General features: G+C 68.4%; 14 protein-coding genes. 4 read left to right on the top strand and 10 right to left on the bottom strand.

Features of this window, described 5'->3' with window-relative positions; translation table 11 throughout:
* Positions 1-11: 11 nt before the first annotated feature.
* Positions 12-887 (bottom strand): TSUP family transporter, encoded by an 876-nt coding sequence (locus BrevBR_RS10205; RefSeq protein ID WP_340000864.1) that lies wholly within the window; start codon positions 885-887, stop codon positions 12-14.
* 79 nt (positions 888-966) lie between these two features.
* Here BrevBR_RS10205 and BrevBR_RS10200 point away from each other — a divergent pair, with 79 nt between their 5' ends.
* On the top strand, positions 967-2,139 hold the full coding sequence (locus BrevBR_RS10200; RefSeq protein WP_340000863.1) for a M24 family metallopeptidase: 1,173 nt from the start codon (positions 967-969) through the stop codon (positions 2,137-2,139).
* Here the strand turns inward: BrevBR_RS10200 and BrevBR_RS10195 are convergent.
* The 3 genes from BrevBR_RS10195 to BrevBR_RS10185 are packed head-to-tail and all read right to left on the bottom strand — an operon-like array spanning position 2,136 to position 4,689.
* Complete coding sequence (locus tag BrevBR_RS10195; protein ID WP_340000862.1) at positions 2,136-2,786, bottom strand: GntR family transcriptional regulator; 651 nt, start codon at positions 2,784-2,786, stop codon at positions 2,136-2,138. The genes BrevBR_RS10200 and BrevBR_RS10195 overlap by 4 nt on opposite strands.
* Before the next feature lie 2 nt (positions 2,787-2,788).
* Entirely contained in the window at positions 2,789-3,790 is a 1,002-nt protein-coding gene (locus BrevBR_RS10190) for a 4-hydroxyproline epimerase (RefSeq protein WP_332641381.1), read from the bottom strand.
* Positions 3,791-3,792: 2 nt separating this feature from the next.
* Complete coding sequence (locus tag BrevBR_RS10185; protein WP_332641380.1) at positions 3,793-4,689, bottom strand: dihydrodipicolinate synthase family protein; 897 nt, start codon at positions 4,687-4,689, stop codon at positions 3,793-3,795.
* 68 nt (positions 4,690-4,757) lie between these two features.
* On the opposite strand from BrevBR_RS10185, the gene BrevBR_RS10180 reads away from it, so the two are divergent.
* Positions 4,758-6,011 (top strand): NAD(P)/FAD-dependent oxidoreductase, encoded by a 1,254-nt coding sequence (locus tag BrevBR_RS10180; RefSeq protein ID WP_340000861.1) that lies wholly within the window; start codon positions 4,758-4,760, stop codon positions 6,009-6,011.
* A gap of 41 nt (positions 6,012-6,052) precedes the next feature.
* On the opposite strand, the gene BrevBR_RS10175 is transcribed toward BrevBR_RS10180, so the two are convergent.
* Genes BrevBR_RS10175 through BrevBR_RS10160 form a run of 4 tightly spaced genes read right to left on the bottom strand, consistent with a single transcriptional unit; the run spans position 6,053 to position 13,006 of the window.
* Complete coding sequence (locus tag BrevBR_RS10175; protein WP_340000860.1) at positions 6,053-8,476, bottom strand: glucan 1,4-alpha-glucosidase; 2,424 nt, start codon at positions 8,474-8,476, stop codon at positions 6,053-6,055.
* A gap of 11 nt (positions 8,477-8,487) precedes the next feature.
* Complete coding sequence (locus BrevBR_RS10170; RefSeq protein ID WP_332641377.1) at positions 8,488-9,420, bottom strand: alpha/beta hydrolase; 933 nt, start codon at positions 9,418-9,420, stop codon at positions 8,488-8,490.
* Entirely contained in the window at positions 9,417-10,925 is a 1,509-nt protein-coding gene (locus BrevBR_RS10165; RefSeq protein ID WP_340000859.1) for an MFS transporter, read from the bottom strand. The genes BrevBR_RS10170 and BrevBR_RS10165 overlap by 4 nt, the downstream gene beginning before the upstream one ends.
* Positions 10,922-13,006 (bottom strand): glycoside hydrolase family 97 protein, encoded by a 2,085-nt coding sequence (locus BrevBR_RS10160; protein ID WP_340000858.1) that lies wholly within the window; start codon positions 13,004-13,006, stop codon positions 10,922-10,924. The genes BrevBR_RS10165 and BrevBR_RS10160 overlap by 4 nt, the downstream gene beginning before the upstream one ends.
* Before the next feature lie 107 nt (positions 13,007-13,113).
* Between BrevBR_RS10160 and BrevBR_RS10155 the strand changes: the two genes are divergently transcribed.
* Entirely contained in the window at positions 13,114-14,124 is a 1,011-nt protein-coding gene (locus BrevBR_RS10155; protein WP_332641374.1) for a LacI family DNA-binding transcriptional regulator, read from the top strand.
* A 2-nt stretch (positions 14,125-14,126) separates the two neighbouring features.
* Here BrevBR_RS10155 and BrevBR_RS10150 read toward each other — a convergent pair whose 3' ends face one another.
* Entirely contained in the window at positions 14,127-15,752 is a 1,626-nt protein-coding gene (locus BrevBR_RS10150; RefSeq protein WP_332641373.1) for an alpha-glucosidase family protein, read from the bottom strand.
* Complete coding sequence (locus BrevBR_RS10145) at positions 15,749-17,572, bottom strand: alpha-amylase family glycosyl hydrolase (RefSeq protein WP_332641372.1); 1,824 nt, start codon at positions 17,570-17,572, stop codon at positions 15,749-15,751. The genes BrevBR_RS10150 and BrevBR_RS10145 overlap by 4 nt, the downstream gene beginning before the upstream one ends.
* A 296-nt stretch (positions 17,573-17,868) precedes the next feature.
* On the opposite strand from BrevBR_RS10145, the gene BrevBR_RS10140 reads away from it, so the two are divergent.
* Entirely contained in the window at positions 17,869-20,658 is a 2,790-nt protein-coding gene (locus BrevBR_RS10140; protein WP_332641371.1) for a TonB-dependent receptor, read from the top strand.
* Positions 20,659-20,666: the final 8 nt, after the last annotated feature.

Genomic DNA, 20,666 nt, shown 5'->3' with positions numbered 1-20,666 from the left:
AGCCGCAGCGACTATTTCAGGGACCTGTCGGGTCGGGGCGAGAACGCCGCTCTCAGCAGCAGCAGGGCTGCGTAGAGCACCACGACCACGACAGCCCACCGCAGCGGCTCGATCGGCATCTCCTTGACCACGAAGGCGGCGACGAGAACGGCCGGAATACCGCCAAGGGCGACGCCGATCACGATCCGCAGGTCGATGCGCTCGGCATGGATGTACCGGAAGCCGGTCGTCGGCATCAGGAAGGCGCAGGCGCTTGCCATCACCGGGAAGGCCAGCCGCGGGTCCAGGCCCAGCAGGCTGAGCAGGATCAGGGACGGGGCGTAAAGGCCGATCCCGAAGGCCATAAGCATCCCCATGACGAAGTGAGCGGCGACGGCGATCCAGAGCAGACGGGGCTCCAGCGCCGTGGCGGTTCCTCCGATCGGCATGAGATCGAGGTTGCTCATGGCGTAGAGGGCGGCAGCGATCAGCAGGGCGACGCCCACCACCCCCTGCACGACGCGGACCGGCGCCCGGACCATCAGCGGCGCACCGACCACGGCCCCGGCGACGGCGGCGACAATGCAGGCCACGAGCAGCATCGGGTCGACATGCACGCCCAGCAGCACGAGGAAGACGGCCGACTGGACCATGGTCGGCAGGGCGTGGCCCACGTTCAGGGTGGCGGGGATGAAACTGTCCGGCGTCATCCTGCGGAAGCGGAGCCAGGCGGTCGTCGGCGCAAAGGAGCCGATGCCCAGGGTGTCGAAGAAATTGGCGACCGCGCCGAGGAGGATCGATTCGGGCCCCGGCGCGCCGACGCCGCGCTTCAGGGCGGCGCGGCCCAGCACCACGACGAAGGCGGCCGCCAGCAAGGCGAGGGCGGTCAGCAGAATTGTCAGGACCAAGGTCTTCCCCCTTGCCGTTCGCCGCCCACCTGAGCACGATCGTATACGATACTCAATCTGGTGAAGGCGGGAGCGGACGATGGCGAACGTTACGGGATCGGTTCCCGCCCCTGTCGGGTCGGCTGAACGGCAGGCTCGTCTGACCGGCCTTCGGCGCGGCATGGAGGCGGCGGGCGTGGAAGCCGTGCTGCTCGGTTCGACGTCGAGCCTGCGATATTTCACCGGGATCGACTGGTATCCATCCGAACGCCTGCTGGGCGCCGTGGTGCATGTCTCTGGCGGACTGGACTACATCGCGCCGCGCTTCGAGCTGGAGAAGGTCGAGGGGCTGATCAGTCTCCCTGGCGGGATACAGACCTGGGAGGAGGACCAGAGTCCCTGGCGGCTGGTCGCGGACCGGATCGGGGCGAAGGGCCGTCTCGCCGTCGATGAGCGCATCGCCCTGGCCATGTACCGGAGTCTGAGAGCCGAGATCGACGACGCCCGCCTCGCCGACGCCGCGCCGCTGATACATCCGCTGCGGAGCCGGAAGTCGCCGGCCGAAATCGCCCTGATGCGCCACGCCAAGGCGATCACGATCGAGGTCCACCGCCGCGCCCATGAACAGCTTCACATTGGCCAGCGCGCCTCGGAGGTGGTCCGGTTCATCGACGACCAGCATCGCGCCCTTGGCGGATCGGGCAATTCCTTCTGCATCGTCTCCTTTGGCGAGGACACGTCCCTGCCGCACGGCGGCGAGGGCGATCGGGCCCTGGCGGCCGGAGACGTTGTGCTGATCGACACGGGCACGCGGATCGACGGCTACAGCTCTGATATCACCCGAACCTATGTGTTCGGCGAGGCGACGCCCGAGGTCCGGACCGTCTGGGAGGCCGAGAAGCGGGCCCAGACCGCGGCCTTCGAAGCCGCCCGGCCCGGCGTCGCCTGCGAAGCCGTCGACGCGGCGGCGCGGCGCTCGCTGGAGGCCGACGGGTTCGGTCCCGGCTATCGCCTGCCCGGGCTGCCGCACCGCACGGGCCACGGCATCGGCCTAGATATCCACGAGGGGCCGTATCTGGTGAAGGGGGACACGACCCCGCTGGCGACGGGCATGTGTTTCTCCAACGAGCCGATGATCGTCGTACCGGGGAAGTTCGGCGTGCGGCTGGAAGACCATTTCCACATGACCGACACGGGACCCGAGTGGTTCACACAGCCGCAGCACAGTCTGGAGGAACCCTTCGCCGACGTTCCGGCCTGGCCGGCGGCCTAGGCCTCGGGCAACTGGGCGCGCAGGTCGACCAGGGTCGCGCGGATATGGACCCGTGCCTCGCGGCGGACGGTTTCGGTTCGGCGGTCCAGCCACGCCTGCATCAGGGTTTCATGCTCATGGCTGGCGCGGTCCAGCCGGCGGTGCTCGCCCAGGTGCACCCGCACATAGCGTTCGGACAAGGCCAGCAGCCTGTCGACCGTCTCGATCGTGACGCCCCGGCCAGACGGGCGGACCAGGGCGAGATGGAATTCCCGATTGCGCCGCCCGATATCGGCGAGGCCGTTCCGAAGCGCCGCATCGAGAGCGTCAAAGGCCGCGCGGGCGGCGTCATGCGCGGCCTGATCCGCCTCGAGCGCGCCCAGCACGCAGGCGTTGGGCTCGATGCGCAGGCGCAGGTCGAACACATCCTCGGCGTCGGCGCGCGACAGCGGGCGGACGATGAAGCCGCGGTTGGGGTGAGAGACCACCAGTCCGTCGCTTTCCAGCCGCGCCAGGGCTTCGCGCAGCGGAATCTTGCTGACGCCGAGTTCCAGCGCCAGGGCGTCCTGACGGATCGGCGTGTCGGCGGGCAGGCGACCGGACAGGATCCGCTCCCGCGCCTCGGCGAAGACCTGGTCGGGCGGGGGGCGGGACGCGCGGCTGGTCATCCTCAGACCACCTGGAAGCCGTGGGCGAAGACGTCCTCGTCGTCGATCCAGATCTCGTTCAGACCGGTCGCAATGGCCGACCCCTCGACCGAGGGGATGATGGCGGGCCGGCCGCCGATCTCGGTCTCGGCCTCGACCCGGCCGATGAAGCGGCTGCCGATATAGCTTTCGTGGACGAAGGCCTGACCGACCGGCAGGCGGCCGGTTGCGTGCAGATGGGCCAGCCGCGCCGAGGTGCCGGTGCCGCAGGGGCTGCGGTCGATGGCCTTGTCGCCATAGAAGACGGCGTTGCGCCCGTCCGCTCCCTCGCCCTTGGGCTTGTCAGCCCACAGCAGGTGGGACACGCCGCGAATGGTCGGGTCGAGCGGATGGACGGGGGTGAAGGATTCGCGCACCAGAGAGCGAATGACCGGCGACAGCTGCAGGATCCGCGCGGCGCCGAGGTCGTCCAGCCCGGCATAGGCGCCCTGCGGCTCGATAATGGCGTAGAAATTGCCGCCATAGGCGACGTCGATCGTCAGCGGGCCGAAGTCGGGCACCTCGATCTCGATCCCCTGCCGGTCGAGCCACGACGCAACATTGCGGATGCGAACCGACCGGACGCGCCCGCCGTCGCGAACATAGTCGAGCTCGATCACGCCCGCGGGGACTTCGGCGGTGACCTTTCCGGGCGTGCGCGGCGTGATCAGGCCGTTTTCCAGGGCGAAGGTGACGATGCCGATGGTTCCGTGGCCGCACATCGGCAGGCAGCCGCTGGTCTCGATGAACAGGATGCCGACATCGGCGCCGGGCGTGGTCGGAGGATAGAGGAAGCCGCCGCTCATCATGTCGTGGCCGCGCGGCTCGAAACAGAGGCCGGTGCGGATCCAGTCGTAGCGCGTCATGAAGTCCTGCCGCCGCGCGCTCATGGTGGCGCCGTCCAGCGCCGGCGCGCCCTCGATCACCAGCCGCACGGGATTGCCGGCAGTGTGACCGTCGATGCAGCGGAAGACGTGGCGCGCCATGGCTAGAGGACGGGCCGCGACGCCGCGGCCTTTTCGACCATGGCGACGACCTCGGCCCGGCGGGCGCCGACCAGCGGGTGGCGCGGCGGGCGGACCCGTTCATGGCCCCGGCCCATGATCTGTTCGGCGAGCTTGATCGACTGGACCAGGTCATGCTCGGCGTCGAGGTGCAGCAGGGGCATGAACCAGCGGTAGATGGCGAGCGCCTTCTCCATGTCGCCACGCCTGAAGGCGTCCCACAAGGCCAGCGATTCCTTCGGGAAGGCGTTGGTCAGGCCCGAGACCCAGCCGCGCGCGCCCAACATCAGGCCTTCCAGCGCCACGTCGTCGAGGCCGGCGAACAGCACATAGCGGTCGCCGAATTCGTTCAGCAGATCGGTGAAGCGGCGCGAGTCGGGGGCGCTCTCCTTGACCGCGACGACGTTGGGCAGATCCGACAGGGCGTGCAGGGCCTCGAAACCGATGCTGACGCGATACGCCGGCGGATTGTTGTAGAGCATGATCGGAAGGCCGGTGGACTCGGCCACAGTCCGGAAATGGGCGGCGAGTTCGGCCTGGGTGGGCACATAGACCATGGCGGGCAGCACCATCAGGCCATCGGCGCCGATCGCCTCGGCGTCGCGGGCGAAGGCCGCTGCGCGGCGGGTGTCCAGTTCGGCCACGCCGGCGATGACCGGGACCCGGCCCGCCACCGTCCTCACCGTGGCGGTCAGGACGGCGCGCTTCTCGTCGGCGTCCAGCGAATTGTTCTCGCCTACCGTGCCCATGACGATCAGGCCGTGCACCCCGTCGCGGATCAATCCGTCCTGCACCGTGGCGGTGGAGCCGAAATCGATGGAGAAATCCGCCGTGAACTGAGTCGTGGCGGCGGGGATTACGCCCTCCCAGGAAATCGACATGCGGCGCTCGCCTCCGGTGAATTAAGTCATTATCGTATACGATCTTCAGGTCGAGGCAACGGGATCCGATGCAGCCGAAGTCCTATCTCGTGGTCGGCGGCGGTCTGGTCGGGGCCGCTTCCGCGCTGCGGTTGCAGGCGGCGGGTTTCGCCGTGACCCTGATCGATCCGGGAGATCGCCGGCGCGGGGCGTCATTCGGCAACATCGGCCATATCGCGGCCGAGCAGGTCTCGCCGCTGGCGTCGCGTGAGAGCCTGCGAACCTTTCCCGGTCGGCTGTTCGGCCTCGGCGGTCCGCTGGATTTCCGCTGGCGGGACGCCGGCCTCTGGGCGCCATGGGCCATCCGGTTCATCGCGGCCTCGGATCCGGCTCGTCATGCGCGGGGACAGCAGGCCCTGACCGCCATTCTCGCCCACGCCCTGCCGGCGTGGCGGCGGCTGGCGGAGTTTTCGGGCGCGCCGGACGTCGTCGGCCGCGACGGCCACGCCGTGGTCTGGATGTCGGAGCGGGCGGCGGAAGCGGGCCGCCGGAGCTGGGAAGGGGCCGCAACGGGCAGCGCAGCCTTTCGGCCCCTGGGGGAGGACGAACTCGACTCCTGGGCGGCGGTCATGGCGCGGCCCCCCGCCGGCGGCATCCGCTTTTCCGGCACCGCCCAGGTCAGCGAACCCCAGGCTGCCCGTGACGCCCTCATGGCCGCGTTCCTGGCGCGCGGGGGCGAGGTGGTCCACGCCCGGGTTGAACGCCTGTCAACCGGCGGTCGCGTCGTGGCGCACCTCGACGATGGCCGCGAGCGGGAGGCGGAGGGCGCGCTGGTTGCGGCCGGCGCCTGGGCGGGCCGGCTGATGCGCGGGCTCGGCTTCGAGGCTCCGGTTATCGCCGAGCGCGGATATTCGGTGCAGAGCGCCGAGCACGGCTGGGATCAGGCCCTGCCGCCGACTGTGTTCGAGGAACATTCGATGGTGGTGTCGTGCTTCACCAGCGGCTTGCGCGCCTCCAGCTTCGTCGAGTTCGGATCGCCTGACGCGCCGGGAGATCCGCGCAAATGGCGCATGCTTGAGCAGCGGCTCTCCGACCTCGGCATCCGTTTCCCGCCCGAGCCGGACCGCTGGGTCGGGCCACGGCCGACCCTGCCCGACTATCTGCCCGCCATCGGCCGGCTGAAGGGCGAGCCGCGCATCCTCTATGCCTTCGGCCACCAGCACCTGGGTCTGACAATGGCGGCGATCACGGCCGAGCTGATGGCGGCTCTCGCCGAGGGCCGCGATCCGGCGATCGATCTGACGCCGTTCCGGCTTGAGCGATTCGACCGGACCGGAGCCTGATCCGCCTTAACGCGCCGCGGCCATCGAGGCCGGAACCATGTCTAGCGAGGGTTCCGCCCTCCCGGCGACGCGTAACGCGCCTCGACCGGCGCGTAGCGGTCCCAGACCGCGCGATCGGACAGTGAGCGCAGCAGCTTGACGTATTCGGCGTGGGTCCAGGCCAGGGGGGTGGCGGAGTTGGTGCCCTCGCCCGGACGGTAGTCACGGGGGGTGTCGTCGCCGACGCCGTCCCAGACCTGTTCCGGCAGCAGCAGGCCGCCGTTGGCGAAGGACTCCATGCCGCGGACATAGGTCTGGCGGATGAGGTTCAGCTGCGCCGCGTTCCAGTCCTGATCGGCGGACGGATGGGCCAGCAGGGCCGCCAGTTCGTAGTGGCCGCGTTCGCCCGTGAAGATAGGCCAGACCCGGCCCCGCTGGCCCGGCGTCATCCCGCCCACGCCGTAGTTGCCGCCGGTGTCGGTGTTCTCGCCGTAGCCGTCGTTGCCGTAGCGGCGGAAACCGGGAACGCCGTTCAGATCGTAGCGGACGCGGAACCGGGCCTCGCGCATCTGGTCGTCGTATTCGGGCAGGCTGGCGGTGATCGAGGGCGCGTCCGCGGCGCGCACGCCGTAGCGCACCAGCTCCAGGAAACCGCCGTCGATGATGCGGTCCTCGGGCATGGCGGGCTGACCGTTGTTCTCGCCCAGCGGCAGTTTGTCGTTGGGGTCCTCGTTGCGGCTGAGGCGCAGGAAGTAGCGGCCGTCGCCGTATTCGCCGTCGGTGGTGAACATCCGCGCCTCGACCTTCGACGCATAGTCGTCGGCGGCGGCCTGGTAGCGGGCGGCGGAGGTCGGATCCCCCGAGGCGCGAGCGATGTCGGCGGCGACGGTCAGGCCAGTGATGACGGCGGCGGTGGTGGAGGGGGAGTAGCCCTCCTGCTCCTCCCAGCGTTCCTGCTGGGTCCAGGGCGGGGTGATCTGGCGGTCGTTCCACAGGATGCCGGCCTGGCCGCCGTCCACGAGGAAGTCGGCGGCGGGCTTGATCATCCGCGCGTACATGACGGCCAGTTCGGCGTCGCCGATCCGGCCGGCCTTCCACAGTTTCCAGCCCAGCATGATCGGCATGGCCGTCTGGTCGAGCTGGACCCCGACCCATTCGATCTGGCCGTCGACATGGGTCTTCTGCAGGAACCAGCCCGTGGCGCCGGTATTGCCCGGCGTGTCGGCGCGGACCTGAACCTGGGGCAGGTAGCGGAAGGCGGCGACGGGCGTCTCGGCGTCGCCCAAGGCCATCAGGGCCATGGCCACCTGATAGAAGTCGCGCGGCCAGACGGCCTTGTAGCCGGTCGAGGATTCGGTGGCGTCGACGGTGTCTCCCCACGGATTGGACAGGGAGGCGATCAGGGCGCCGGCGTAGGTGCGGTCCTCCTGCACCTTCAGCATCAGGGCGGAGGCGTAAGCGAGCTTGCCGCCGTCGGTGGACTGTTCGGCGATGCGGGACAGGTCGCCCAGCGAGGCGACATAGTCTTCCCAGCCGACGCGGTCGCCTTCGCCATTGAAGCGGGCGAGCACCTCGTCGAGGCCGGTCGCCACGGTCCGGTTCGCGGCGCTGCTGGCGGCCGTCCGGGTCGAGCCGAAGCCGATGACGAAGTCGCGGCTCAAGGACTGGTTCGGCCCCAGCTGCGGCAAGCCGCCCGTCAACATGATGTTGCCCGGCTGGTTACCGGTGGTCTCGTGGACCTGGCCCAGGCGACCGTCGGCCAGATCGGTCAGGCCGTCAGACGCGCCCACGAAGCCGACGCTTGCTGTCTCGAATGGCAAGGTCGGCCGGAGCGCCAGATGGACATCGCCTTCCGAGGCGTAGAGCGCGCCGCGCTGGGCCTCGCCGGAATCGCCGACGCCAGTATTGGCCATGTGCGGTTCGAGCAGGACGTAGGGCGTGATCCGGCCCTTCAGGGCCCGGATCGTTGCGCGGACGACCAGCGACTGGGAGTCCGGGTCGGTGAAGATCCGCTTCTCGATCTCGTAGCGGCCCTGCCGGTCCGTGGTGATCACCCGATACGCCGGCGACAGCGGGCGGCCCTGATCGTCCGTGTGCAGATATTCAGTGCGGCTGCTGGTGTCCGCCCCCTCGACCGACAACCCCGTGTCGGTGACGACGGCGAAGCGCAACTGCTTGATCTGGGCCTCGTGGATCAGGCCGTACATGGTCTCGGTCAGGACGCCGTCGGCGATGGAGAACCAGACCCGGCTGACGTCGCCGGTGCGTCCGCCGTTACGATACTGGCCGTCGACATAGGCCTCGTACGAGGCGCCGACGCCGGTCTTGGCCGCGTTGACCCAGGTCGGCCGGTCGCCGGGCGCGCGGGGGGCGACGGAAGAGACGACCGGCGCCGGCGTGTCCGCGACCGGTGCGGCGTCGTGCGTTGCGCAGCCGGCGAGGGCGGCCAGGGCGACGCCGGATGCGAGGCGGAAGATCATGCGCATGGGGGGACTCGTCAGGCAGGAGGAAGCAGGAAGGCGAGGGGGACGTCGAGGCGCTGGTTCCACGACGCTTCGTTGTGTTCGGCGCCGGGGAAGACGAGGCTGCGGAAGCGGTCGGAGCCCCAGCCGGCGGCGCGAATGGTCTCGTCGATGCGCGACTGGAAGACGGCGTAAAAGGCGTCCAGCGTCTCGTCGCCGCGATCGAAATAGAGGCGATGGCTGCGCGGGTCGGGCAGGCTGTCGCGGACTACCTCGGTCCAGGCCGCGACCAGCCGCTGGCGCCATGGGGCGAGCGCCGCCTCGTCAGTGATCTGGTCGATGCGGATGGGCCAATGGGTCGAGACGCAGCCGGCGGCGCCGAACACGTCGGAGTGTTTCATCAGGGCATAGAGCGAGATCAGCCCGCCCATGCTGGAACCCATGACGACGGTGTCGTCGCGACCGGTCCGGGTCCGGTACGTCTGGTCGATGAAGGATTTCAGCTCCTCGACCATGAAACGCAGATAGCCGTCGGACAGGGGCTCGCCGCCATAGATGGCCTGAATGTCCCCCCGCATGTCGCCCGGCAGGGAGCGGATCAGGTCGGCGGGGACGTATTCGCGGAGGCGCAGCGGCGTGTTGTGGATGCCGACGACGATGGGGGTGCGGATCTGGCCGCCGGCGGACAGGCGGGCGACGTGTTCATCGACACCCCATTCCTTGCCGTAGGCCGCGCGGGAACCATCGAACAGGTTCTGGCCGTCGTGCATGTACAGGACGGGGTAGCGGGCGTCCGAGGCGTCGTAGCCGGGGGGCAGCCAGACGGTGACGTCGCGCGGCTGGACATGGGCCGAGGCCATCCGCGGATGCTCGACAAGGCGGCCCTCGGTCGGGGCCTCGGCGCGGACCGCGCTCGCCAGCGGAAGGGCGGCGAGGGCGGCCAGCAGGGTGCGGCGGTCCGGGGTCACAACTCCTCCCGGGGGACCATCAGGCTGGCGCCGGCGGCGATCAGGAAGCTGACCCCGCCGATGACCAGGGCCCAGATGGCCTGATCCGCGAACAGGGCCTTGAGCGTCGCGCCGAGAAGGGTGGCGGCGACCAGTTGGGGCACGACGATGAAGATGTTGAAGACCCCCATGTAGACGCCCATCTTCCGGCCCGGCACGGCGTTGGCGAGGATGGCGTAGGGCAGGGAGACGATCGAGGCCCAGGCGAAACCGACGCCGATCATGGGTATCCATAGCAGGGCCGGATCGCGGATCAGGAACAGGCCGAAGAAGCCGGCCGCGCCGAGCGTCAGATTGACGGCGTGAGCGCCGCGCAGACCGGTCCGCGCGGCCAGAACGGGGATGACGAAGGCGGCCAGCGCCGCGACGCCGTTGTAGACGCCCATCAGCACCCCGACCCAGTCGGCGCCCTCCGCGTAGCCGGCGGAGGCCGCGTCGGGCGAGGCGTAGTGCACGGCCGTGACCGCCGGGGTCATGTAGATCCACATCGAGAACAGCGCGAACCAGCTGAAGAACTGCACGACCGCAAGGCCGCGCATGGTCCCGGGCATGGCGAAGATGTCGCCCATGATGTCGGTCAGGGCATTGGATCGGCCAGCGGCCGCCAGCGCTCCGACGGCCATCTGCATCAGGCCGAAAGCGACGAGAAATCCGGCGAGGACGTAGAGCTCCTTCTGCAGGCCAAAGGCGGCGATCAGACCCGACCCGACGGCGCCTGCGAAGCCCCAGGACAGGCCGCCCGCATACCAGGCGGTGCGCGAGCGGGCGGCGGCTGGGGCATGGGAGGCGTCGCGGGCCTTCTCGAAGGCGTCGATCTGTTCGGGGCTGTATTCGCGTGTCGTGACGACGGTCCAGAGGACGGCGGCCAGCAGGGCGGCGGCGCCGACGTAGAAGGAAATGCGGACGCTCAGCGGGACCACGCCCTCCGGCGCGGTCGAGGCGACGTCGAACCAGTTGGACAGGATCCACGGCAGGCAGGAGGCGAAGACCGCGCCGGCGCCGATGAAGAAGCTCTGCATCGCATAGCCGGTCGCGCGCTGCTCCTGGGGCAGGTTGTCGCCGACGAAGGCGCGGAACGGCTCCATGGTGATGTTGATGGAGGCGTCCATGATCCAGAGCATGGAGGCCGCGATCCAGAGTTCACGGGAATGCGGCATGACGATCAGGGCGAGGGTCGTCAGGATCGCGCCGACGAGGAAATAGGGCCGGCGGCGGCCCAACGGCGTCCAGGTGCGGTCGCTGAAATAGCCGATGATCGGCTGGACCAGCAGGCCGGTCAGGGGGGCGGCGATCCACAGGATGGCCAGGGAATCCACCTCGGCGCCCAGGGTCTGGAAGATGCGGCTGGTGTTGGCGTTCTGCAGGCCGAAGCCGATCTGGATGCCGAAGAAGCCGACGCACATGTTCCAGATCGACAGGCCGCTGAGGCGCGGGCGCGTACGCCAGACGTTGTCAGTCTCGGTCATGCGCGGCGGCCCCGGCCCAGCGGCACGAAGCGGATGGCCTGACCGCCGCCGGGGGCGAGGCGAAGGGCCAGGGTGTCGGCGGCGGTGACCTCGCGCGCCTCGATGACGATGGCCTCGCGGTTGGTCTTCCAGTGGGCGTCGGGTGCGTCGCTATAGATTTCGGCGCGGTAGCGGCGGCCGGGGTCGAGGAAGGAGAGGGAGGCGTCCAGCACGCGCGGATGCTCGTCGGTCATGGCGCCCAGGAACCACTGGTCGGAGTTGCGGTCCTTGCGGGCGATGGTGACGAAGTCGCCGACCTCGCCGTTCAGCACGCGGGTGTCCGACCAGTCGACGGCGACGTCCTTGATGAACTGGAACGGGCCGGGGTTGGCTTCGTAATTCTCCAGAAGGTCGGCGGCCATGACGATGGGGCTATAGATGGTCACATAGAGCGCCAACTGCTTGGCCCAGGTGGTGGCGATCCCGTCAGGCGCCCGGGTCTCCATGCCGAAGATGCCCGGGGTGTAGTCCATCGGTCCGGCCAGCAGGCGGGTGAAGACCAGGTTCACCTCGTGCTCGGGCGGATTGCCGGGCTGGCCCCAGGCGCTGAACTCCATGCCGCGCGCGCCCTCGCGGGAGATCATGTTCGGATATGTCCGGCGCAGGCCGGTGTCCTTGAACGGTTCGTGGGCGTTGACGGCGACCTGATGGCGGGCGGCGGCCTGGACGACGCGCAGGTGGTGCTGCGCCATGGGCTGGCTCTCGTGCCAGGCCAACCTGGGCGAACCGTCGGGGCCGCGCACGCGGGCGCCGCCGGCGTCGGCGACATAGCCGGTCTTGACAGAGTGCCAGCCCAGCCGCTGGTACAGGGCGAAGCCCGCATCCATCTGCTGCTCGTAGTGGAAGGCGTTGCCGCCGGTTTCGTGGTGGCCGATGATTTCCACGCCCTTCGACCGGGCGTAGGCGGCGATCCGTTCGATGTCGAAATCGGGATAGGTCTCGGTGAAGCTGTAGTCCCAGCCGTTGCCGAACCAGTCGCCGTCCCAACCCTTGTTCCAGCCCTCGACCAGCACGCCGCCGAAGCCGTGGGCGGCGGCGAAGTCGATGTGTTTGATGACGTTTTCCGTGGTTGCGCCGTGCTTCGGACCCGAGGCCCAGGTCTTTTTGTCCAGGTGCATTTCCCACCAGACGCCGACGTATTTCATCGGCTTGAACCAGCTGACGTCGCCCAGGGCGTTGGGCTCGTTGAGATTCAGGATCAGGCTGGACGTCACCAGATCGGCGGCCTTGTCGGCGATCTGGATGGTGCGCCACGGGGTGACGAAGGGCGCGGTCAGCTGGACCGCCGCATTGGTCAGGCCAGGGGTCAGAGCCGCCTTGAACCGCCCGCCCTCGACCCGGCGCAGGTTCATGCCCGAATAGTCGGTCAGGGCCGCCTCGTGGATCGAGACGTGCAGACCGTCGTCGGTGCGGACCGTCAACGGCGTCTGGGCCACGCCGACGGCGTCGATCCGGGTGCGGTTGTAGAGGTATTCCTCGCGGTTCCATTCGAAGGCGGGAATCCACCAGGCCGTCCCGGCGTCGGCGACGGCGAACTCGGTCAATTCGGCGGCGATGTTGACGGTGGTCATCCCCGGCTGTTCCGGGACCTCGTAGCGGAAGCCGAGGCCGTCGTCATAGAGGCGGAAGACCACGTCCAGCCGCCGGTTCGGCGCGTTGCGCTCGGTCAGATGGACGCGCAACTGAGTGTAGCGGTTGCGGATGAAGCGCCGCTCGCCCCACGGCTGCTCCCAGGTGTCGTCGTGGCTTGTCGGGGCGTCGGCGGTGACGGTGAAATTGCGCTCCAGTTTGGGCGCGTCGGTGAGCAGGAAGCCCAGGCGCGAGGGAGCGACGACGGTACGGCCGAGGCGGGTGACGGTGTAGTCGGCGCGGCCCTCGCCGGTGACCGAGACCTCTACCGACAGGACGCCGTCGGGCGAGGAGGCGCGGGCGGCGGCGGTTCCGCCGGCGGCGGGCGCCTGCGCCACGTCCTGCGCCTTGGCGGCGGCAGGCAGTGTCGCCAGCAGGGCGGTGGTCGAGATCAGGAAACGGCGGGTCAACATCAGGACGCACTCCACGGAACGGCACTTGCCAAGCGCGGCCGCGGCGGCGCAGAACAAGCAAGGTTTGCAGCAAATTTTGCAGACAGAAAACCAACCGGAGCGCCCGTTTGAGCCGCAACACCCGACTGGAAGACCTGGCCAAGCTGGCGGGCGTGTCGATATCGACGGCGTCGCGGGCGCTGAACGACAGTCCGGCGGTCAACGCCCGGACCAAACAGCTGATCTGGAAGCTGGCGCGCGAGCACGACTATCCGTTCCGCCGCTACATGCCCGCCGGACCGATCGGCGCCGACGGGGTGATCGCCCTGGTGACGCCGCGGCCGCAGGGCCGCGAGGGCCGGCTGAGCGATCCCTTCTTTCTCGAGCTTCTGGCCGGCGTCGGCGAGGCGGCGCGTGAGCGCGGCTGCGACGTGATCATGAGCCATTTCTCGCCGACCAGTTACGACGACCTGTCTGCGGCGATGAACACCAGCCGCGCCGACGGCGTGATCTTCCTCGGTCAGAGCACCCTGCATCAGAGCCTGAACCGGCTCGCCGAGACCGAGGGCCGGTTCGTGGTCTGGGGCGCCCAGATGCCGGATCAGGCCTATTGTTCGGTCGGGTCGGACAACCTCGCCGGCGGCCGGCGCGCGACGCTGCATCTGGCGCGGCTGGGGCGCAAACGCATCGTCTTCCTGGGCGACCTCGATCCGCCCGAGGCCATGCAGCGGCATCGCGGATATCTGGAAGCGCTCGCCAAATCCGGGATCGAGGTCGATCCCGACCTGATCATGGAAGCCCATTTCGAGGTCGAGTCGGCCGAGGCCTCGGTCGACAGCCTGATCCGACGCGGGGTGCAGTTCGACGGCGTGGTCTGCGCCTCGGATCAGATCGCCCTGGGCGCCGTGCGGGCCCTGTTGCACGCCGGTATGCGGGTGCCCGAGGATGTCTCCGTCATCGGTTTCGACAATGTGCCGTTCAGCCGCTACAGCCGCCCCGCCCTGTCGACGATCGCGCAGGACACGATGAAGGCGGGCCGTCTGCTGGTGTCCAAGCTGCTCGACAACCCCGGCGACTCGGTCGGCCGGTCGGAACGGATCCCCACCGACCTGATCGTGCGCGAGAGCTGCGGGGGCTGAGGTCATCCGGCCGCCAGAACCAGCCCGGCCATCGGCGGCAGCAGACTTTCCGGCGCCGCGCCGACATTGACCGCCTCGAGAACCTGATGGCCTTCGGGCAGGGTCCAGACCACGGGTTCGAAGCCGAGGTTGAAGACGCAGACCAGCCGTTCGCCCTCGTGAACCCGTTCAAAGGCCAGCAGATCGTCGTTGCGGTCCAGCAGGGTCATCTCGCCCAGCATCAGGGCCGGGTGCGCCTTGCGGAAGGCGACCAGACGGCGCGTGGCGTTGAGCATGGATGAGGGGTCGGTCTCCTGCCGGTCGACCGACAGGGGAACGTGGCGCGGGTCGAGCGGGAGCCACGGCTCCACGGTGGAGAAGCCGGCCTGCGGCAGGTGCTCCGTCCACGGAATGGGTGTCCGGGCGCCGTCGCGGCCGAGAGTCTGGGGCCAGTTGGCGATGGCCTCGGGATCGACCAGCCGGTCGAACGGAACGTCGGCCTGGGGCAGGGCCAATTCCTCGCCCTGATAGATGAAGACGTTGCCGCGCAGGGTCATGAGCAGCAGCATGGCCATCTCGGCGAAGGCGCGCAGATCGCGGCCACCGGCCCAGCGGGAGATGGCGCGCGGGGCGTCATGGTTCGAGAAGGTCCATGACGGCCAGCCCTGACCGTCGCGGCCGTGCCAGGCCTCGGCGCCTTCTCGCACCAGCTGGCGCTCCAGCGCCGGGGCGTAGAGATAGAGGAAGCCATAGGCGCTGTTCAGATGGTCGTCGCCCTGGGTGAAGGCCTGCATCTCGCGCTCGGCGTGGTCGCCGCCGACCTCGGCCACGCTGAAGCGGCCGCCGTAGCTGTCTGTCAAAGCCCGGATGCGGGCCAGGAAGTCGACGATGCCGGGCTGGGACTGGTTATGCACCTTGTCCTGGAAATCGAACGGCCGGGTCCGCTTGCCGCCGGGCGGCAGGGGCGGATTGTCCGTCAGCTTCGGATCGTGCATCGAGAAATTGATGGCGTCGAAGCGGAAGCCGTCGACGCCCCGGTCCAGCCAGAAGCGGGCGGCGTCCAGCAGGGCGTCCTGCACATCCGGATTGTGCAGGTTCAGCTGCGGCTGCTCCGGCAGGAAATTGTGCATGTAGTACTGGCCACGGCGAGCGTCCCAGGTCCAGGCCGGGCCGCCGAACACGGACTGCCAGTTGGACGGCGGCGAACCGTCGGACTTGGCGTCGGCCCAGACGAACCAGTCCGCCTTCGGATTGATGCGCGACTGGCGGCTTTCCTCGAACCAGGCGTGCTGGTCCGAGGTGTGGGCGAAGACCAGATCGGTGATGATCTTCAGGCCGAGGCGATGCGCCTTTTCGATCAGCCGGTCGAAGTCGGCCAGGGTTCCAAAGATCGGATCGACGTCGCAATAGTCGGCGACGTCGTAGCCGAAATCCTTCATCGGCGAGGTGAAAAAGGGGCTGAGCCAGACCCCGTCCACGCCCAGCGAGGCGATATGTTCCAGATGGGCGGTGACGCCTGCCAGATCGCCGACGCCGTCGCCGTTGGTGTCGGCGAAGCTGCGCGGATAGACCTGATAGATGACGGCGCCGCGCCACCATTCGGCGGCGTCGGTCAGGGCGGCGGGCTGTTCGAGAATCTGGGCGGTCACGCTGGTCTTTCGGATACGCAGACAAGATAGCCCAGGGCGGGCAGGGACACGGAAACTGAGCCCGGAGCGGCGCTGCGGGCGGGGCACGATCCGATCAGGGCGCGCCATTCGGCGGACCCTGACTCGACCGCGACATTGACGTCGCGCGCCTCGGTCGAGGTGTTGAACACCACCAGGGTCTCGCCGTCATCATCAAGGCGCGAGATGGCGAGAATCCCCGGCGTCTGGTCGGCGGTGCGCACGGCGACCCGGCCATGGCGCAGACGCCGGTCGGCGGCGCGGACGCGGCTCATTTCGGCGATGCGGCGGTACATGTCGGCGTCGGCGTCGAACGGGCCTGAGGCGGTCCCGATGCGGCGGTCGTCGGCGTAGGAGGGGACGCGGGTCTCGAACATGTCCTGCCGTGCGCGGCGGTCGTCGCCGTCGCCGGTGAAACCCTGTTCGTCGCCATAGTAGATGACCGGCACGCCCCGCCCGAGCAGAACCAGCGCATGGGCGAGGGCCGAACGGTCCAGGAGTTCGGCGTCGGAGATGTCGGGCCTGGCGTGCAGAATCAGATGGCCGATCCGGCCCATGTCGTGGTTGCCGGTGAAGGTCGGCAGCTTCAGAGCGGTCGGGGCGCCGCCGGCGTAGATGGCGTCCTCCATCAGCAGATAGCCCATGGCGTCGGGGTTCTGGACGCCCGTGACCATGTTCTGGACGACGCGCTGATAGGCGAAGTCCAGCACCGTCGGCAGGCCGTCGACCACGGTGTGCATGGCCGCCGTGCCGGACTGGAAGTCGTAGGTCTCGCCGAAGATGTGGAAGTTCGGAATGCCCTTCGCGCGCGCCCGCTCAAGGATGGCGGGTACGAAAGCCTGCCAGAACTCGGGGTTTACATGGCGTGCGGTGTCGATCCGGTAGCCGTCGATCCCGTAGTCGTCGATCCAGCTTCCATAGAGATCGACGAAGCCCTGAACGACGCGCGGGTGTTCGGTGAACAGGTCGTCGAGCCCGGAGAAGTCCCCGTCCATGCGGGCTTCGCTGTACCAGGCGCTGTTGCCCCGGTTGTGATAGAGACCGACGTCGTTGAGCCATGCCGGGACCTTGGCGCTTTCCTCTCCGGCGGGGACGTACGGCGTGTATGCATAGTCGGGACTGGTCAGGGTCGAGAAGTCGCCGGCAGGCGCGCCTGTGAAGCCCGGGTTGATTGGCTCGCCCTGCAGGCCGCCGCGGCGGCTGTACGGATAGTCGCCCTTCCAGCGGTAGCCGCAGTCGTTCTGCGGGCATTCGCGGTACCGGATCACGTCGGCGGTGTGGTTGATGACGATGTCCAGATAGACCTTCATCCCGCGCGCATGGGCGGCCTCGACCAGGGTGCGGAAGTCCTCGTTGGTCCCCAGATGCGGATCGATCTGCGTGAAGTCGGTGATCCAGTAGCCGTGGTAGGCGGCGCTCTCCTGACCCGGCGGGCCCTGCACCCATTTGTTCCGGAACACGGGCGCGATCCACAGGGCGGTGGCGCCCATGCCCTGAATATAGTCGAGCCGCGCGGTCAGGCCCTTCAGGTCGCCGCCGTGGTAGAAGCCGGTGTCGGTCGGGTCGTAGCCTGTGGCCAGCCGGTCGCCGCGCGCGCCGCCCCGGTCATTGGCCGTGTCGCCGTTCTCGAACCGGTCGGGCATGAGGAAGTAGACGACCTCATCCTCGGCCGGGCGCTGACGCAGCGCCTCCAGGCCAGGAGTCGCCGACTGGGCCCCGACGGACGAGGCGGCGCCTGCGAGCGCGCCGCCCAGCAGGGCGGCGACACAGACTCGATTCCACCCTTTGAGGCGTTTCCTCATGGCCTGACGTCCTCTCCGTGTCCGCGAACGACGTGGCTCGCTGGATCAGTTTGCAAGATTTTGCAGTGCCGGGACCGTCTGTCAATCCACCGCATCACATGTCTGAAATGCGGCGGCACAGGGCTGAATCGCCTTGTGCAGTGCAGTATGGCCTTGCGACGCGTCACATTTTCGCCACGCCGTCATCGTCGCCGCATGATTACCGGCTTGCAAGGTTCCCATAAGTTTGCATAACTTTGCGATGACAGGCCGGACGCTTCGACAGAAATGCGCCGGCTCCAGGGAGAGGAATGACGATGAGAACTCCAATCACGCGCCGTGCTCGCTTGCTCGCAGGCGGCGCTATCGGCGCCATCGGCCTCGTGGCTTTCGCCGGGGCCGCCTCGGCCCAGAGCACGCCGCAGGAGCCGACCGAGATCGACGAGGTCGTCGTCACCGGCATCCGCTCGTCGATCGAAAGCTCGATCGCCTCGAAGCGCACCGAAAGCTCGATCGTCGAGGTCGTGACCGCCGAGGACATCGGCAAGCTGCCTGACGTCTCGATCGCCGAGTCGCTGGCCCGCTTGCCGGGCCTGACGGCGCAGCGGCTGGATGGACGCGGTCAGGTCATCTCGATCCGCGGCCTTGCGCCCGACTTCACCACCGCCCTGCTGAACGGCCGCGAACAGGTCTCGGCCGGCGACAACCGCGGCGTCGAGTTCGACCAGTATCCGTCGGAACTGCTGGGCAGCGTGATGGTCTACAAGACCCCCGACGCCGCCCTGATCGGCCAGGGTCTGGCCGGCACCGCCGACCTGCGCACGATCCGGCCGCTGGAGTACGGCCGCCAGACGATCGCGCTGAACGCCCGCTATGAGTGGAACGACTACGGCGCGCTGAACTCGGGCACCGAAGACACGGGCCAGCGCCTCAGCGTCAGCTACATCGACCAGTTCATGGACGGCAGGCTGGGCCTGGTGCTGGGCTACGCCCACATGTCGACGCCCTATCAGGCCGAGCGTTTCAACGCCTGGGGCTATCCGAACTCCGGTCCGGGCGGCGCGCTGCTGATCGGCGGCGCCAAGCCCTATGTCCAGTCCAGCGAACTGGTGCGCGACGGTTATATGGCGACCGTCGAGTTCCGCCCGAACGACCGCTGGCACTCGACCTTCGACGCCTTCTATTCGGAGTTCGACAACACCCAGATCCTCCGGGGCGTCGAATTCCCGCTGGCCTGGGGCGGCAGCGCCGGGACCTGCCCCGGACCGGCGGCGACCTGCCGTCCGGCTCCCGCCCTGCGTGCCGGCGCCACCGTCGAGGACGGAATGGTCGTGGCCGGCACCTTCGACAATGTGAAGGGCGTTGTTCGCAACGACGGCAACCGTCGGACCGCCGAGCTGACCTCGCTGGGCTGGAACAACGAATTCATGATCGACGACAACTGGTCGGCGACCCTGGACGTCAGCTATTCGAAGGCCGACCGCACCGACACGGTGCTGGAGACCAACGCCGGCACCGGCCGCAACGTCACCGGCGCCCTGGACACCCTGACCTTCAGCACGACGCCTGAGGGCACGACCTTCAGCTCGCTGCTCAACTACGCCGATCCGACCCTGATCCTGCTGACCAGCGCCCAGGGCTGGGGTGGCGGCGTCTATCCGGCCGGCATCGAGGGCGGCCAGGACGGCTTCATCAACAGCCCGTCGATCGTCGATGAACTGAACTCGATCCGCGGCGAGGTGAGCGGCGACATCGACGGCGGGCTGTTCAGCCACGTCACGTTGGGCATCAACGTCACGGACCGCGAGAAGGAGCTGACGCTCGAACGCTACTATCTGTCGCTGACGGCCAATCGCAACGACCCGCTGCACAACACCAGCGTGCCCGTGCCGAGCCAGTTCCTGCTGGCGCCGACACAACTGGACTTCCTCGGCATCGGCCCGGTGATCAGCTACGACCCGTTCGCCCTAGTGGAGAGCGGCATCTACACCCTGCTGGCGCCGCAGGACGACAACCTGCTGGCCTTCGGCTGGGGCGTCGAGGAGCAGGTGATCACCTCCTACGCCATGGCTGACGTGGACGCCGAACTGGGCGGCATGCCGGTCACCGGCAACGTCGGCCTGCAGTTCGTCCATACGGAGCAGAGCTCGGACGGTCGAGCGGCTACGGGCAATCCGGCGACGCCCGTCCCGGTTTCGGGCGGCGACAGCTACAACGAGATCCTGCCCAGTCTGAACCTGAACTTCCAGGTGCGCGATGACCTGTACGTCCGCCTCGGCCTGGCCCGCGAAATGGCCCGTCCGCGGATGGATCAGATGCGCGCCTCGGTGAATGTCGACTTCAACGAAGGCCGGGCCACCAGCACCGACGTCAACCAGTCGCCCTGGGGCGGCAGCGGCGGCAATCCCGAGCTGCGGCCGTGGATCGCCAACGCCGCCGACATCTCGATCGAGAAGTATTTCGGCCGCCGCGGCTATGTCTCGCTGGCCCTCTTCTACAAGGACCTCGAGAGCTACATCTACGATCAGCAGACGCTGACCGACTTTACGGGCTACGCCTACACCGGCCCCACGGCGCCGACCCTGCGCCAGGGTTTCCTGTCCAAGCCGCAGAACGGCGAGGGCGGAACGATCTCGGGGGCGGAGTTCGCGGTCTCGGTGCCGTTCGACCTGTTCTGGGAGCCGCTGGAAGGCTTCGGCGCGACGTTCAGCGCCTCCTGGACGGACAGCGACATCGTCCCGAACCCGGGCAGTCCGTCGACCCCGTTGCCGGGGCTGTCCGAGAAGGTCGGCAACCTGACCCTCTACTATGAGCGTAACGGCTTCCAGGCCCGGATCAGCGATCGCTACCGCTCCGAATTCCTGGGCGAACTGTCCGGCGTGGGCACCGACCGCATCCAGCGGATGGTGGATGCGGAATCGGTCGTCGACGCCCAGATCGGCTATGAGTTCCAGTCGGGCCGGCTGGAGGGTCTCTCGCTCCTGGCGCAGGTCAACAACCTGACCGACGAGCAGTTCAAGACCTTCGAGAACGATGATCCGCGCCGGGTCATCGACTACCAGCAGTACGGCCGGACCTTCCTGGTCGGGATCAACTACCGCTACTGACCGTCCCA

The organism is Brevundimonas sp. BR2-1, from assembly GCF_037626195.1.
Taxonomy (GTDB): domain Bacteria; phylum Pseudomonadota; class Alphaproteobacteria; order Caulobacterales; family Caulobacteraceae; genus Brevundimonas.
This window is presented reverse-complemented; position numbering and strand designations above follow the sequence as displayed.